This window comes from Microbacterium sp. UBA7513 (assembly GCF_002478345.1).
Taxonomy (GTDB): Bacteria; Actinomycetota; Actinomycetes; order Actinomycetales; family Microbacteriaceae; genus Microbacterium.
Map to the genome: position 1 here is coordinate 64238 of NZ_DLNJ01000011.1, position 14138 is coordinate 78375.

Annotated in this window: 12 protein-coding genes; 6 read left to right on the top strand and 6 right to left on the bottom strand. The window is 71.3% G+C overall.

Annotation, left to right across the window (positions count from 1 at the left end):
• Positions 1–19 precede the first annotated feature (19 nt).
• The gene (locus B2W79_RS06010; RefSeq protein ID WP_292787880.1) at positions 20–1837 is read right to left on the bottom strand and encodes a glycoside hydrolase family 35 protein; all 1818 of its coding nucleotides are present in this window, start codon (positions 1835–1837) and stop codon (positions 20–22) included.
• Between the two features lie 93 nt (positions 1838–1930).
• On the opposite strand from B2W79_RS06010, the gene B2W79_RS06015 reads away from it, so the two are divergent.
• Positions 1931–2965, top strand: coding sequence for a LacI family DNA-binding transcriptional regulator (locus B2W79_RS06015; RefSeq protein ID WP_071327785.1), 1035 nt, complete (start codon positions 1931–1933; stop codon positions 2963–2965).
• A gap of 9 nt (positions 2966–2974) precedes the next feature.
• Here B2W79_RS06015 and B2W79_RS06020 read toward each other — a convergent pair whose 3' ends face one another.
• Genes B2W79_RS06020 through purM form a run of 3 tightly spaced genes read right to left on the bottom strand, consistent with a single transcriptional unit; the run spans position 2975 to position 6888 of the window.
• Positions 2975–4297 (bottom strand): CynX/NimT family MFS transporter, encoded by a 1323-nt coding sequence (locus B2W79_RS06020; RefSeq protein WP_292787883.1) that lies wholly within the window; start codon positions 4295–4297, stop codon positions 2975–2977.
• The gene (gene purF / locus B2W79_RS06025) at positions 4297–5769 is read right to left on the bottom strand and encodes an amidophosphoribosyltransferase (protein WP_071327787.1); all 1473 of its coding nucleotides are present in this window, start codon (positions 5767–5769) and stop codon (positions 4297–4299) included. Before purF ends, B2W79_RS06020 begins: the two co-directional genes overlap by 1 nt.
• 6 nt (positions 5770–5775) lie before the next feature.
• Positions 5776–6888: a phosphoribosylformylglycinamidine cyclo-ligase gene (gene purM / locus B2W79_RS06030; RefSeq protein WP_292787885.1), complete on the bottom strand. Its 1113-nt coding sequence runs from the start codon at positions 6886–6888 to the stop codon at positions 5776–5778.
• Between the two features lie 304 nt (positions 6889–7192).
• Here purM and B2W79_RS06035 point away from each other — a divergent pair, with 304 nt between their 5' ends.
• The 4 genes from B2W79_RS06035 (at position 7193) to B2W79_RS06050 (ending at position 12350) form a co-directional block, all read left to right on the top strand.
• Positions 7193–8590, top strand: coding sequence for a DUF5979 domain-containing protein (locus B2W79_RS06035; RefSeq protein WP_292787887.1), 1398 nt, complete (start codon positions 7193–7195; stop codon positions 8588–8590).
• Between the two features lie 144 nt (positions 8591–8734).
• Positions 8735–10261, top strand: a complete 1527-nt coding sequence (locus tag B2W79_RS06040) for an amino acid adenylation domain-containing protein (protein ID WP_292787889.1) — start codon at positions 8735–8737, stop codon at positions 10259–10261.
• Complete coding sequence (locus B2W79_RS06045; RefSeq protein ID WP_292787891.1) at positions 10258–11550, top strand: hypothetical protein; 1293 nt, start codon at positions 10258–10260, stop codon at positions 11548–11550. The genes B2W79_RS06040 and B2W79_RS06045 overlap by 4 nt, the downstream gene beginning before the upstream one ends.
• Positions 11551–11555: 5 nt before the next feature.
• Positions 11556–12350 (top strand): enoyl-CoA hydratase/isomerase family protein, encoded by a 795-nt coding sequence (locus B2W79_RS06050; protein ID WP_071327792.1) that lies wholly within the window; start codon positions 11556–11558, stop codon positions 12348–12350.
• Positions 12351–12413: 63 nt separating this feature from the next.
• Here B2W79_RS06050 and B2W79_RS06055 read toward each other — a convergent pair whose 3' ends face one another.
• Positions 12414–12698: a hypothetical protein gene (locus B2W79_RS06055; RefSeq protein WP_292787893.1), complete on the bottom strand. Its 285-nt coding sequence runs from the start codon at positions 12696–12698 to the stop codon at positions 12414–12416.
• A 456-nt stretch (positions 12699–13154) separates the two neighbouring features.
• Here B2W79_RS06055 and B2W79_RS06060 point away from each other — a divergent pair, with 456 nt between their 5' ends.
• Positions 13155–13760, top strand: coding sequence for a zinc-binding alcohol dehydrogenase (locus tag B2W79_RS06060; RefSeq protein WP_083391632.1), 606 nt, complete (start codon positions 13155–13157; stop codon positions 13758–13760).
• Here B2W79_RS06060 and B2W79_RS06065 read toward each other — a convergent pair.
• On the bottom strand, positions 13757–14092 hold the full coding sequence (locus B2W79_RS06065; RefSeq protein ID WP_292787896.1) for a potassium transporter Trk: 336 nt from the start codon (positions 14090–14092) through the stop codon (positions 13757–13759). The genes B2W79_RS06060 and B2W79_RS06065 overlap by 4 nt on opposite strands.
• Positions 14093–14138: the final 46 nt, after the last annotated feature.

Here is a 14138-nt window from a genome sequence, read left to right on the forward strand (position 1 = left end):
ACCCGCGCCCGTGTGGCACTCAGGAGCCGATGAACTCCTCGGTCTCCCCGAAGGACGGCGCCTCCCGGATCTCCACCATCGCCCCGAGGCCGTCGGTGTCGAGCACCACGATCTCGTTGCGGCCGGCACGCCACAGCGGCGCGGGGGCGTAGAGCGTCTCCTGCGGGCCCACGCTCCAGTAGCGTCCGAGCAGGAATCCGTTCAGCCACACCAGGCCCTTGCCGCCACCGGGGAAGGCGAGCCACGCGTCGAGGGGTTCAGCGATATCGAACTCGGCGACGGCGAGGCCGTCCGTTCCGCCCGACCCGACGGTGTCCGAAACCGGTGCCGTCTGCGGCAGGAGGCGATGCGTCCAGCCGTTCACGAGGCGGCGGCCGATCATCACCCCGCGCATGATGCCCTTGCCCTCGCCGGTGTACGGCCCGTAGTTGATGCGTCCGAGGCTCTCGACGACGAGCGTCAGCCGACCGGAGCCGCCGTCCACGGGGAGAGCGAGGGACGTCTCACCGTCCCGTTCGAGCACACCGAGCCGGCGGTCATCGAGGAAGACGATCGCGCGATCGTGCAGGCCGTCGACGGTCAGCGTCGCGTCGTCGGGGAACGACACGTCAGCCTCGTAGGCGACAAGGCCGTCCTCCGCCCCGAGCTGCTCGAAGGTGAGCGGGCGGGGCGAGAGCGCGCCCACCGCAGGGGTCGCCCGCACGACGTCGAGCAGGCCCGCCCGTGGCTCCAGCGGGGCGGAGGCCGCGGACTGCCGCCGCGGCTGGTCGGGAACCGGTGGCAGGCCGTCCGCGTGGAAGGGCGCGAAGAGCGCGCGAAGCGCATGGAACTTCTCCCCGAGCGTGCCGTCCTCGCCGATCGGGGCGTCGGAGTCGTAGCTGGTCACCGTGGGCTGCAGCACGAGGTCGTGGTTCGCGCCGTTCCACAGGCCGAAGTTGGTGCCCCCGTGCGCCATGTAGAGGCTGACCGAGCCGCCCTCGTCGAGGAGCTCTCGGATCGTCCCGCCCATGCTGTCCGCCGAGCGCACGTGGTGCCGCTCGCCCCAGTGGTCGAACCAGCCGCCCCAGAGCTCGCTGCACATGAGCGCCTCCCCGTGCCGACGCAGGGAGGCCGCCACCGGCACCCCGGTGCCGAACGTGAACGTCGTCATCGCACCCGGCACGCTCCCGTGCGCGATCATGTCCGGGGTGATCCCGTCGGCGGTCGTCAGCATCTCCACCATCCCCCGTCGGCGGAGCCCGTCACGCAGGTGGGCGAGGTAGGCGGCGTCGCTGCCGAACGATCCGTACTCGTTCTCGACCTGGATCGCCACGATCGGCCCGCCGTACGCCGCCTGCAGGGGCACGAGCCGCGGGAGCAGCGCGTCGTACCAGGCGTCGACGGCGGCGAGGAACGCGGGATCGCTCGTCCGCAGCGCCGAGACCCTGCCGGTGAGCCAGAAGGGCAGCCCACCGTTCGACCACTCCGCGCAGATGTAGGGACTCGGCCGGAGGAACACGTCCAGGCCCACCTCGCCCGCCAGCCGCACGAAGCGCTCGACGTCCCGCCAGCCGTCGAAGCGGATGTCCCCCTCGACCCGCTCGTGGAAGTTCCAGGCGACGTAGGTGTCGACCGTGTTCGCGCCCATCGCGGCGAGCCGGCGCAGGCGGTCCTCCCACTGGTCGGGGTGCACGCGGAAGTAGTGGATCGAGCCGGACAGGATGCGATGCGGCACACCGTCGCGGAGGATCTCCCCGTCGTGCCAGGACAGGGCGGGAGCGCCGGAGACAGCGGCGGCGGTCGGCGCGGCGACGGCGGTGGAGGAGCCGTCGGAAGCCGCGGCGAGAAGGTCGGACATTGCACTCCCAGCTGAATTGTTTGCGTTCACATTATCGCATCGCCGAGGTCCGCGCTCCCTGGTTTTCCGCCGATGGATCGCTACCATTGGGCTATGTCACCTCGCCGTCCGAAAGACGACCGCGCCCCCAGCCAGGTCGACGTCGCCCGCCTCGCCGGCGTCTCCACGCAGACCGTCTCGCGCGTGATGTCCGGGCAGGACAACGTGCGGCCGGAGACCGCGCGACGAGTGCTCGCCGCGGTCGAGGAGCTCGGCTACCGGGTGCACGCCGCGGCGGCGTCGCTCGCCTCGGGCCGCACCCGCGTGCTCGGCGTGATCGTCGTCTCGACCGACCGCTACTCCTCCGCCGCGCTCGGCGTCGGCATCCAGCAGGCCGCGGCGGCGAACGGCTACACCGTGACCACGGCGGCGGTGGCCGACCACGCCTCGGACGACGCATTCCTCGAGGCCTTCGATCGTCTGGAGAGGCAGGGAGCGGAGGGCATCATCCTCGGCGTGCCGATCGCCCTGGACACGCCGGCGATGCGGGCGCGTACCGAGCGGACACCCGCCACCCGCAGCGAGCGCACCTCCCTCGAGGAGGACGCCCCGCTCGCGGTCGACCAGCGCGCGATCGCCCGCCTCGCCGTGGAGCATCTCCTCGACCTCGGCCACGAGACCGTATGGCATGTCTCTGGCGACGACTACTGGACGGAGACGCAGCAGCGCAGCGAGGCCTGGGAGCAGACGCTCCGCGAGCGCGGCATCGTCCCGCCGCCCGTGATCCCGGCGGACTGGACCCCGGAGTCGGGGTACCGTGCCGGGCGGACCATCGCCGCGATCCCCGAGGCGACCGCGGTCTTCGTCAGCAGCGACGAGATGGCGTTCGGCCTCATCCGCGCCCTGCACGAGGCCGGGCGCAGCGTGCCGGAGGACATCTCCGTCGTGAGCGTCGACGACATCGCCCTCGCCGCCTACGCCTCCCCCGCCCTGACCACCGTCCGTCAGCCGTTCGAGGCCATGGGCCGCGCCGCCGCGCTGCGGCTCATCACCCAGATCGAGGGCCACGACCCGATCGGCGAGATGCCCTCCACCGACCCGCAGCTCATCGTGCGCTCCTCGACCGCGCCACCGCGCGTCACGCGCTGACGGCGATCGTCACCAGCGGCCGTGACGCCGCTCCCACTCGTCCTCGATCGTGCGGCGCCGACCGGCGATGATCCCCGCGGGCACCGAGACGACCAGCACCCCCGCCACCACGAGAAGCGGCACCTGCCACCCTCCGCTGGTGTCGTGGAGGAGGCCGACGAGGAGCGGGAACACCGCCGCGATCGCGTAGCCGATGCTCTGCACGAAGCCGCTGAGGGCGACGGCGCTCTCCGGCGTGCGGGCGCGGATGCTCAGGAGCACGAGGCTCAGCGGGAACATGATCGCGGTGAGCCCGAAGATCGCCACCCACAGCGGCAGCGCGATGGTCGGGAAGAGCAGCAGTCCGCCGAGCCCGACCAGGCCGGCGACCACGGCCACGAAGAACAGCGGGCGGGTGGCCTGGAACCGCACGACGAGCACCGGCACGAGCATGGAGCAGGGCAGTCCGACGAGAGCGAACAGCGAGAGCAGGAAGCCGGCGGTCGCCGGGGTCACCCCGCCGAGGTCGACGAGGATGGTCGGCAGCCAGGCGAAGGCGACGTAGGCCATGGTCGACGACGTGCCGAACACGAGGGCGAGCGCCCACGCCAGCGGCAGTCGCCAGAGCCGGCCGAAGACGCGGGGACTCGCCGACTGGGTCGTGATCGGCCCGGTCGAGGCGGCGACCGCGTCGCGCACATCGTCCACGCCGTCGGTGGGGTCGGGGACGAGGAGCTCCGTCGGCACCGGGCGGTCGTCGCCGCGCGAGCGCACCAGCAGCGTGACCCAGGGCACGAGTGCGAGGGCGGCCACCACACCCCACATGCCGAGTGAGATCCGCCAGCCGAGCGAGTCGGCGACGGGGACGGCGACCAGCGGCGGGAGGAAGGTTGAGACCGCGAGCGTCGTGGAGTACGCGGTCATCATGACGCCGAGCCGGTCGGCGAAGTACTTCTTGACCAGCGGCGGCAGCAGGACGTTGCCCGACCCCACGCCGGCGAACACGACCGCGGTCGCCGCGAGCAGACTCCAGGAGTCGGGGGCGAGGCCGCGCAGCAGCATACCCGCCGCCATCAGCACGATGGCCACGACCGCCATCCGCTCCAGCCCGAACCGGCGCTCGAACAGGGGGGTCAGCAGCCCGAACAGCGCGAAGCAGACGGGCGGAGCGGCGCCGATCAGCCCCACGATCACGGGGGCCACCGGGAAGTCCTCGGCGACGTGATCGAGGACCGGAGAGAGCGAGGCGACCGCCGACCGCAGCGAGAACGCGACCAGCACGATCCCGATCAACGCGAGGGCGCGCCCCTGCCAGAGGGGTCGGCCCTGCGGCGCACTCGGGGACCCGGACATCAAGAGGTCTGCGACCCCTCCACCCAGGCGAGGTACTCGTCGGTGACGGTTCCGGTGACGTAGCGGCCGTCGAAGCAGCTCATGTCGAGGTCCTCCAGCGCGGAGCCCTCGGTGATCGCGGCCTTCAGGTCGTCGACCTCCTGGTACACGAGGTGGTCGCAGCCCAGCTCCTCCGCGATCTCGGGGATCGTGCGGCCGTGGGCGATGAGCTCGTGCCGGGAGGGCATGTTGATCCCGTACACGTGCGGGTGCCGGACCGGCGGGGCGGCGGAGGCGAAGGTCACCGAGGCGGCTCCGGCGTCCCGCGCCATCTGGATGATCTCCTTCGAGGTGGTACCGCGCACGATGGAGTCGTCGATCAGCAGCACGTTCTTGCCCTGGAACTCCGTGGACATGGCGTTGAGCTTCTGACGCACGCTCTTCTTGCGCACCGCCTGCCCTGGCATGATGAAGGTGCGGCCGACGTAGCGGTTCTTGTAGAAGCCCTCGCGGTACTCGATGCCGAGCTTGCGGGCGACCTCCATCGCGGCAGGGCGCGACGAGTCGGGGATCGGCATGACCACGTCGATCTTGTCCATCGGCACGTGCTTCGCGATCGTGTCGGCGAGCTTGTCGCCCATCCGCAGGCGGGACTCGTACACCGAGATGCCGTTCATGACGGAGTCCGGACGGGCGAGGTAGACGTACTCGAAGGCGCAGGGGGCGAGGTGCGTCTCGGCGGCGCACTGCTTCGTGAACAGCTCGCCATCGTTCGTGATGAACACGGCCTCGCCGGGCTCGACCTCGCGCACGACCTCGTAGTCGCCGTTCTCCAGCACGAGGGACTCGCTCGCCACGACCCACTCGTCCTTGCCCTCGGCCCCGGGGACGACCGACGGACGACGCCCGAGGATCAGCGGACGGATGCCGAACGGGTCGCGGAACGCGAGCAGGCCGTAGTTGGCGATGACGGCGATCACCGCGTACGCGCCCTCGATGCGGTCGTGCGTCCGGGCGACGGCCTCGAAGATCCGGTCCGGGTCGAGGTCGACCGTGGAGGTCGTGGCCTGCAGCTCGCCGGCGAGCACGTTGAGCAGCAGCTCGGTGTCGCTGGACGAGTTCAGGTGCCGACGGTCGCGCTGCGCCATGTCGGCGGCGAGCTCGCGGGTGTTCGTCAGATTGCCGTTGTGGATGAGGATGATGCCGTAGGGCGCGTTCACGTAGAACGGCTGCATCTCCTCTTCACTGGACGCGGTGCCCTTGGTGGCGTAGCGGACGTGGCCGAGACCGACGTTGCCGAGCAGTCCGCGCATGTCGCGGGTGCGGAACGCCTCGCGCACCATCCCCTGGGCCTTGGCGTTGTGCATGACGCCGTTCGCCTCGGCGGTGGCGATGCCCGTCGCGTCCTGCCCGCGATGCTGCAGCAGCAGGAGGGCGTCGTAGATGTCCTGATTGACCGGGGCAGAGCCCACCATTCCGACGATGCCGCACATGGGCTCTTACTTCGCTCCGTCCGCGTAGGCGCCGACGAGGCGCACTGCTCCACCATCGACGCCCTTGGCGCCCTGTTCGAACTCGCCGTCCGGACGCGAGCCGAAGCCCACCGTGCCGACCTGCCAGGAGGGCATGCCCTCGGCGTTCAGCGCCGCGATCGCGACGTCCTTCTTGTCCGCCGCCACCACGGCCAGGAATCCGATGCCGAGGTTCCAGGTGCCCTCGGCGGACTCCAGCGTGGAACCGGCGATGTCGCTCAGCACGCGGAAGACCGGACTCGGCGACCACGTGCTGCGGTCGACCTCGACCCAGCTCCCCTGCGGAAGCACGCGCGCGAGGTTCGCCGCGATGCCGCCGCCGGTGACATGGCTCAGGGCGTGGACCCCGCCGGAGGCCTCGATCAAGCGCAGCAGCGGCAGCGTGTAGAGGCGCGTGGGCTCGAGCAGAGCCTCGCCCCACGTCGAACCGAAGTCCTCGGCGTTGTCGCCGTACGAGATCCCGGCACGGGTGATGATGTGGCGCACGAGCGAGTAGCCGTTGGAGTGCAGGCCGCTGGAGGCGACCGCGATGACCGCATCGCCGTCCTGCACACGCTCCGCGCCCAGGATGGCGTCGGCCTCGACCACACCCGTCGCCGCGCCGGCGACGTCGTAGTCGCGAGGACCCAGGAGACCGGGGTGCTCCGCCGTCTCGCCGCCGACGAGCGCGGTGCCCGTCGCGGCGCACGCCTCGGCGATGCCGCGCACGATGTCCGCGATCCGCTCGGGGACGACCTTGCCGCAGGCGATGTAGTCGGTCATGAACAGGGGCTTGGCGCCCACCACGACGATGTCGTCGACGACCATGCCGACGAGGTCCTGGCCGATCGTGTCGTGCTTGTCGATGGCCTGCGCGATGGCGACCTTGGTGCCGACGCCGTCGGTGCTGGTCGCGAGCAGCGGACGCCGGAAGTCGCGGAGCGCGCTGGCGTCGAACAGACCGGCGAAACCGCCGACACCGCCGAGCACCTCGGGGCCGTGCGTCGCGCGCACGGACGACTTCATCAGTTCGACGGCGAGATCACCCGCCGCGGTGTCGACGCCGGCTTCGGAATAGGGGTTGGTGGGGGAGGCAGCCACTCGAACAGCCTACCGCCCGCGGGCGCCCCGTCGGCTCGCGGCCCTCTTCGCGGGCAGGGTGGATCGAGCGCCATCAATACGTCCTCATCTGTAGCGTAATCATCCGCACATGTGAGAGTCTGTCGGCGAATCGGGCGGGCTCGACGATCGGGTGTCCCGGAAAGAACAGGAGAGGTGGATTGTGCGCATACGGACGAAGAGAACGGAGCGACGGCACGGGAGAAGGCGGGGCGCGGCGAGCAGCGCCGTCGCCCTCCTCGCCCTCGTCGGGCTCGCGGTGCCGCCGGCGGCGCAGGCGGCGGAGTTGGATGCCATCACAGCGGTGACGGTGGTGGAACCGACAGGCGACATCCACCTGTACGACACGCTCCGACTCGAGGGCACGTGGGCGGTTCCGGACAGCGCGCAACCGGGGGACACCTTCTCGCTCGCCTTTCCCACGACGCCCCGCCTCGTCGGCGTCTCCTCGACATTCCCGCTGCGGGATCCGGACGGTGCCGTCGTCGGCACCTGCACCGTCACGGCGAGCGCGATCACGTGCACGCTGAGCGACTACGTCCTCACCCATGACAACGTCCGCGGCACCCTGTTCTTCCAGGTGAAGGCGGAGGAGACCACCGACGTCGACACCGTGACCTTCACCACCGGGGACGGGGATCCGATCACCGTGGAGATCCCCGGCGGCGGCGTCGGCCCGCAGCGTCCCGAGCCGGTGCCGACGGACGCGACCAAGTCGGGCGTGCAGACCACCGACGGGAGGATCGAGTGGTACATCTGGGTGCCCGGACGACTCCTCAGTGGAGAGCGGCCGACCCTCACCGACACCGCGACGCCCGGGCTGACTCTGCTACCGGACACCGTGGCCATCGGCTCGGTCGCCACCGACGCGTGGGCCGGCGGCCTGTTCGACCCGGCGGACTTCCACCCGCTCGCGGCGGGATCCGACTTCATCCTCACTCCGGGCCCCGCGAGCTCGGCGTTCACCGTGGAGCTCACGGCGCCGGCGCAGGCCGACCGCCTGTATCGGCTGTCGTATCGGACCGAGCTGCCGGCGGATGCGCACGACGGCCAGGTGTTCGCCAACACCGTCTCCGGGTCGAGCGTCACGACCACCACGGCCACCGTGACGGCGAGCGTGGCGGGCGGCGACGGCGCAGGGGACGGGCGCGGCGGGTTCTCGGTCGCGAAACGGATCGTCGGCGACGGGGCACGCCTCGTCCCGGTCGATACGACGTTCGCCGTCGACTACTCCTACCCCACCGCGGATGGCCTGGTGACCGGCACGCTCACGCTGCCCGCGGACGGCACCGCCCGCCAGGTCGCGCAGATCCCAGCGGGCGCGGTCGTGACGCTGTCCGAGCACACCGCGGAGGCCGTGCCCGGTGTCGTGTGGGGACGCCCGCAGTTCCGCGGTGACGGCGTGACGACGACCGAAGGAGGCGCACGGCTCACGATCGGCGCGGGATCGGTCGCGGCGGTCGAGCTGACCAACCCGACCACGCTCTCCCCGCCCTCCCCGAGCACGCCCCCGACCACCGCGGAGCCGCCCTCCCCGTCGGAGCCGACGCCGCCCGCTCCGCCCGCAGGGCTGGCCGCGACCGGCGGTGACACCGGCGGTCTCATCGGGCTCACCGCGGGGGCGGTGCTCGCGCTGGCGGCCGGGGCCGTGCTCCGTCGTCGTGCGGGGACGCGCCGTGGATAGCAGCTCGCGGGCGCGCGCAGTCGCCACTCCTTACGGTCCCGAAAGAAGTCCGCCGCCCGCCTTCGCGGCTGCTTAGCGTGGGCGGTCCCTCCTCGCATCGCGACCCCGGTCCCGATGCGAGGTCCCGGACAGAGAGGACCAGCGATGATCGAACCGATTCCCACCGAGCGCCCCGACGAACCGCGCCTGCCTTCGCCCTCCTTCGGCGCGCCGAGCGCCGCGCCGTCGACCTCGATCACCGCGCTGATCCAGGCCCGTGCCGCGGAAGCCCCGGATCGATGCGCGGTGGAGCATCTCTCAGCCTCACTCACCTACGGCGAGCTCGACGATGCCTCCTCCCGGCTGGCGCAGCACCTCCGGCAGCGCGGGGTCGGCAGAGGAGACGTGGTCGGCGTCTTCCTCGAACGCTCGATCGCCATGGTCATCGGCATCCTCGCGGTGCTCAAGACCGGCGCCGCGTACGCACCGCAGGACGCGCGCATCTCGCCGCGCGCGCAACTGGGCCGGATCGCGGAGCAGGCGAGGATGCGCGTCGTGCTCACCACCGAGCGCTTCGTCGGCACCATGCCGGAGGGACTGGAGGTGATCCGTATCGACGAGCCGCGGGAGGCCACGTCGCCTGCCTTCTCCGTGGCGTCCGCCCCGTCCGACACCTGCGCTGTCATCTTCACCTCCGGCACCACCGGAGTCCCCAACGGCGTGCAGGTGAGTCACGGCAACCTCGTCAACCTCCTCACCCAGGCTCCCGGCGATCTCGGCATCACCGCGGGCACACGCGTGGGGCAGGTGCTCAACATCGCCTTCGACATGGCCATGTGGGAGATGTTCGGCGCCCTCGTGCACGGCGGCACGCTGGTGATCCGCGGCACGGACATCGCCGCCACCGCGGAGCGCGTCGACGTGCTGGTCGCCACGCCCAGCATTCTCGCCACGCTCTCCTCCCATCGCAGCACGGCACGCACCGTCGTCGTCGCCGGGGAACGCTGCCCGCAGGCCCTGGCCGACGAGTGGGCTCGAGAGCATCGATTCCTCAACTCGTGCGGTCCGACCGAGATCACGATCATCAACACGCTCGTGGAGCACCACCCTGGTCGCCCGCTCACGATCGGCGCTCCGGTGCCGGGGACCAGCGTGTACGTCCTCGACCCGGACCTTCGGCCGGTGCGGGAGGGCGAGAGCGGCGAGATGTGGGTCGGCGGCGCCGGAGTCACCGCCGGATACATCGGCAACCCCCACCTCACCGAGGAGCGATACGTCCCCGATCCGTTCGCGGCGGACGGCAGCCGGATGTTCCGCACCCGGGATGTGGGGCGCTGGACCCCGCGGGGTGAACTCGAGCACCTCAGCCGCACCGACGATCAGGTGAAGGTGCGGGGATTCCGCGTCGAACTCGACTCCGTCTCCCGCGCTCTGGAATCCGCTCCCGGTTGCAGCGCCGCGGTGACGGTGCGCCGGGACGCCCGCAACCTCGCCGCGGTGGTCGTCCCGGCCACCGTCGATCCCGACGCGGCCCGGACGGCCGTCGCGGAGCTGCTTCCTTACTACTGTGTGCCGACAGAGGTCGTGGCGGCGGATCGGCTTCCTCTGACTCCGCGCGGGAAGGTCGATCGTGAGGCCGTGCTGCGCCTCCTCGATGCGGCCGCCGCGACCACGACGAGGGCGGCCGCATGACCGCATCGACCACCGCGACACGACTCGACCGCCGCCGAGCTCCCGCCTCCCGGTGGGCACGCCTGCGCCGTTCCCGGTATCTGAAGCCGTACAACCGGCTCGCCGCTCTGGTCGTCGCGGGCAACGCGCTCGCGTTCGCGCTCCTTCCGCAGCCGACACCGGAGCAGGCCTTCACTGCGGCCGGGATCAACGTGTTCGTCGCGGCGCTCGTCCGGCAGCAGTACGTCATCAACCTGCTCTTCCGCCTGGCGACCGGGGCACCCCACTCGCTCCCCCTGCGCACCCGGTGGGCGCTCGGCAAGATCTACAGCTTCGGCGGGGTGCACGTCGGAGCAGCGATCGGCGCGACCGCCTGGTACGTCGTGTTCACCGTCGGCACCTTCGCCGCGAGTGCGTCCGCGCTGTTCCTGACGACCAGTTCTGTCGCCTCCCTCATCCTTCTGTCGATGCTCGTCACCTCTCTTCCCTCTGCCCGCGCGCGCCACCACGACGCGTTCGAGCTCACTCACCGCTTCGGCGGGTGGATGCTCCTCCTGCTCGTATGGGTGCAGACCATCGGCATGCTCGCGCAGACCCAGGCGACACCGGAGCAGTATCTCGGCTCCGCTCCGCTCTGGCTGCTCGCGGCGACGACCGTGAGCATCGCCCTCCCCTGGCTGCGGCTGCGTCGCGTGCCGGTCGAGATCGAGACACCCTCCGGGCATGTCGCGATCGCCCGCTTCGACTACGGGGTCACGCCGTTCGCCGGATCGTCGACCGCGATCAGCCGCAGCCCGCTCCGGGAATGGCATGCGTTCGCCAACATCCCCGCGCCGGGGCAGTCCGGCTTCCGACTGGCGATCTCGCGCGCGGGCGACTGGACCAGTCGGCTCATCGATGACAAGCCCCGACACCTGTGGGTCAAGGGAATCCCGACCGCGGGAGTGGGCAACATCGACCGCCTCTTCACCAAGGTGGTCTGGGTCGCCACCGGCAGCGGCATCGGACCGTGCCTGCCTCATCTGCTCGCCCGCACCGCGCCCGCGCACCTCGTGTGGTCGGCGCGATCACCCGTCGAGACATACGGTCCGTCCCTCGTGACGGAGATCCGCGACGCGGTGCCTGACGCGCTGATCTGGGACACGCGAGCCGACGGCAAACCGGATCTGCTCGCGCTGGTACGCCAGGCCGTCCGGACGAGCGGTGCCGAAGCCGTCATCTGCATCTCCAACGCCACCACCACCTGGTCCCTCGTCGAGGGACTCGAACGAGAGGGCGTCCCCGCCTTCGGAGCGATCTGGGACTCATGAAAACCATGTACGAGACCATCGACATCACCATCGCGAATGCCGTGGCTCAGGTCCGGCTGTGCAGGCCGGAGCAGAGGAACGCACTGTCCGAGCTCATGATCACGGAGCTCGTGCATGCGGTCGACCACCTGGCCGGCCTCTCTCTCGCGGGCGTCGTGCTCAGCGGTTCCGGGACGGCTTTCTCCGCCGGTGCCGACCTCCGCGAGCTCCGCGCGGGGCGGGAATCGCTCGACCCCGGCGCCGCGGGGCGAGCCGTCGCGGAGCGGGCGAAGGGTCTGATGACGCTCATCGAGAGCGTCCCCTTCCCGACGATCGCCTGCGTACACGGCGCGGCGATGGGCGGAGGCCTGGAGCTTGCGCTCGCCTGCGACACGATCTTCACCACTGCCGACTCGCGTTTCGCCCTGCCGGAGCCGACGCTCGGCCTCATTCCGGGGTTCGGCGGTGTGCGCCGACTCCTCGAACGGGTGGGCCCGGCCCTCGCGAGTGAGATGGTGATGATCGGTCGGACGCTCGACGGCAGTGAGGCGCTGACCCACGGGCTCGCGACACGTCTGGTCACGCCGGCGGCGCTGCAGCACGAGGCCCTCTCCGCCCTCACAGCAGGCAGGCCCCGCTCGCGGGCCGCGACGGCGCTGGCACGTTCCGCCTTGCGCGCAGCCGTCGCGGAGAGCCGCGCCGCAGCTTTCACCGAGGAGACCCGGCTGTACGGCGACGCGTTCGCGCTCGCCGACAGCAGGGACGGGATCGCGGCGTTCCTCGAGAAGCGCCCGCCGTCGTTCCCCACCGACAGCCTCTGAAACGTGGCCAGGGCCCGACTCGGCGCTGCGAGTCGGGCCCTGGCTCCGGCACGGCGAAGGATGTCAGCTCTGGCCCGCGACGTTGTCGCGGGCGTCCTGCGCGCTGCTCTTCACCTCGTCGACGGCGTGGGTCGCGTCGTCGCGGACATGCGCAGCAGCGCCGGCGGCCTCCTCCTTGACGGCGGCGAAGGCCATCAGGCCCACCGCCAGCGGATTCCCCTGGGCCTTGGCGACGGTGTGCCGCCCCGCATCGGCGACCGAGGAGGAGGCATCGCCGAGCCAATCCCCGGCGTCGTCGGCAGCGCCCATGACCCGGTCGACCCTCGAGCGCACGGCGCCCTTCATCATGAATGCGCCGTATCCCGCCCCGCCGAGCATCCCCGCCCCGCCGCCGGCACGCGTGGCCGACTGCTTGAGCTCTGAGCAGCGACCCGGGGTCGCGGTCGCCGATCCAGCCGGCGATGCCCTGGATCCGCCTCGACGCCTGACGAACAACGTCGGCGGCCACACCACCGTCGGAGCGCTCCGCCATCGTGCCCAGCTCCCCGCCCACGGAACGGAGTCCGTCAGCGACCCGGCGCTGCTGCACCGCCGCTTGCTCCGACAGCTCCGTCTTGGTCTGGTGGTACAGGTCTCGCACCTGATCCTTCGCTTCGTGGGCGACGACGTCCGCGGCCTGGCCCTTCGCTGTGTCGGCGACGCGCGCGGCCTCGTGCGCGGCGGTCCGGACGGTGACGCGGCTCACGGAGGGCATTACCGTGCCAGGACTCCGCACGGTTGCCGCACCCGCCTACGATGGGGGCCATGGCCGACAAGCCGCAGTGGCTCATCCGCGAAGACGCGAGCGTTCCGGTGCTCGTCGCGCTCGCGCTGCGCCAGCTGCTGGGCATCAGGGCGCCGCTCGACCTTCCGTCCCTCCGCGACCTCTCGGTGCGTGCCCCCGATGCGGCGGATGCCCCGCCCGAGGTCGAAGCGCAGTGGCAGGGGTACTGGGACATGACCGTGGAGCCCCGGGCTCATCACTCCGGTGTGCCCCTGGAACTGATCGACGGCTTCGACACCCTGGTGGCCCTCCCGGCGAGCGGCGCCGAGGCGCTCTCCGCCGCGATCCGGCCGCATGCCGGAACCGCCCTCCGGTACGCCACCGCCGCGCACGACCGGTACGTCGGGTCGATGAAGAGCCACACCGGCGGGGACGCCTACCGGGCGTACGCGAGCGCGATCGCGGAGTTCGAGCGTGACATCGGACGCCGCGCGCACTCGTTCGAGCTGAACGTGCAGGTGCTGCCGCTGTCGCAGCGCGGGATCTGGTGGATCGGCGACCTCACGGTCGCGGTGACCGACGGCCTGCGCCGGGACGTCGTGGCGTTCGACTCCGCCATCCGTCCCGTGATCGCCGAGCTCGCCTAGGCGCGGTCGGTCGTCGTGTCGTCCTCGTCGATGACGGTCTCCCGGTCGACCCTCACGACGCGGTCATGGCGGCGGGCGATCCGCTCGAGGATGAGGCCTGCCACGCCACCCAGCGCCAGCCCGATCGGCACGGTCCACAGCAGCAGGAAGCCGAAGACCTGACCAGGCGGGTAGACGACGTCGAGCGCCTGCGACTGCTCGAAGCTGCCGACCATCGTGAGGATGCCGGCGGCGATGACGCCCAGCACGACCCCGATGCCCATGAGCACGCCGTACCGCGGCACACGGCGCACGGTCGCTTCGACGGTCTGGTGGGTGTCGTGGGAGGGCATGCCTCCATTGTCCCACCCTCTGCGGGCGTACGCAGCCGCACACGGA

What these genes read in the sequence shown, in the direction of transcription:
- B2W79_RS06010 (WP_292787880.1), bottom strand. Translation starts at nt 1,837, where the DNA reads ATGTCCGACCTTCTCGCCGCGGCTTCCGACGGCTCCTCCACCGCCGTC.
- B2W79_RS06015 (WP_071327785.1), top strand. Translation starts at nt 1,931, where the DNA reads ATGTCACCTCGCCGTCCGAAAGACGACCGCGCCCCCAGCCAGGTCGAC.
- B2W79_RS06020 (WP_292787883.1), bottom strand. Translation starts at nt 4,297, where the DNA reads ATGTCCGGGTCCCCGAGTGCGCCGCAGGGCCGACCCCTCTGGCAGGGG.
- purF (WP_071327787.1), bottom strand. Translation starts at nt 5,769, where the DNA reads ATGTGCGGCATCGTCGGAATGGTGGGCTCTGCCCCGGTCAATCAGGAC.
- B2W79_RS06040 (WP_292787889.1), top strand. Translation starts at nt 8,735, where the DNA reads ATGATCGAACCGATTCCCACCGAGCGCCCCGACGAACCGCGCCTGCCT.
- B2W79_RS06045 (WP_292787891.1), top strand. Translation starts at nt 10,258, where the DNA reads ATGACCGCATCGACCACCGCGACACGACTCGACCGCCGCCGAGCTCCC.
- B2W79_RS06050 (WP_071327792.1), top strand. Translation starts at nt 11,556, where the DNA reads ATGTACGAGACCATCGACATCACCATCGCGAATGCCGTGGCTCAGGTC.
- B2W79_RS06055 (WP_292787893.1), bottom strand. Translation starts at nt 12,698, where the DNA reads ATGATGAAGGGCGCCGTGCGCTCGAGGGTCGACCGGGTCATGGGCGCT.
- B2W79_RS06060 (WP_083391632.1), top strand. Translation starts at nt 13,155, where the DNA reads ATGGCCGACAAGCCGCAGTGGCTCATCCGCGAAGACGCGAGCGTTCCG.
- B2W79_RS06065 (WP_292787896.1), bottom strand. Translation starts at nt 14,092, where the DNA reads ATGCCCTCCCACGACACCCACCAGACCGTCGAAGCGACCGTGCGCCGT.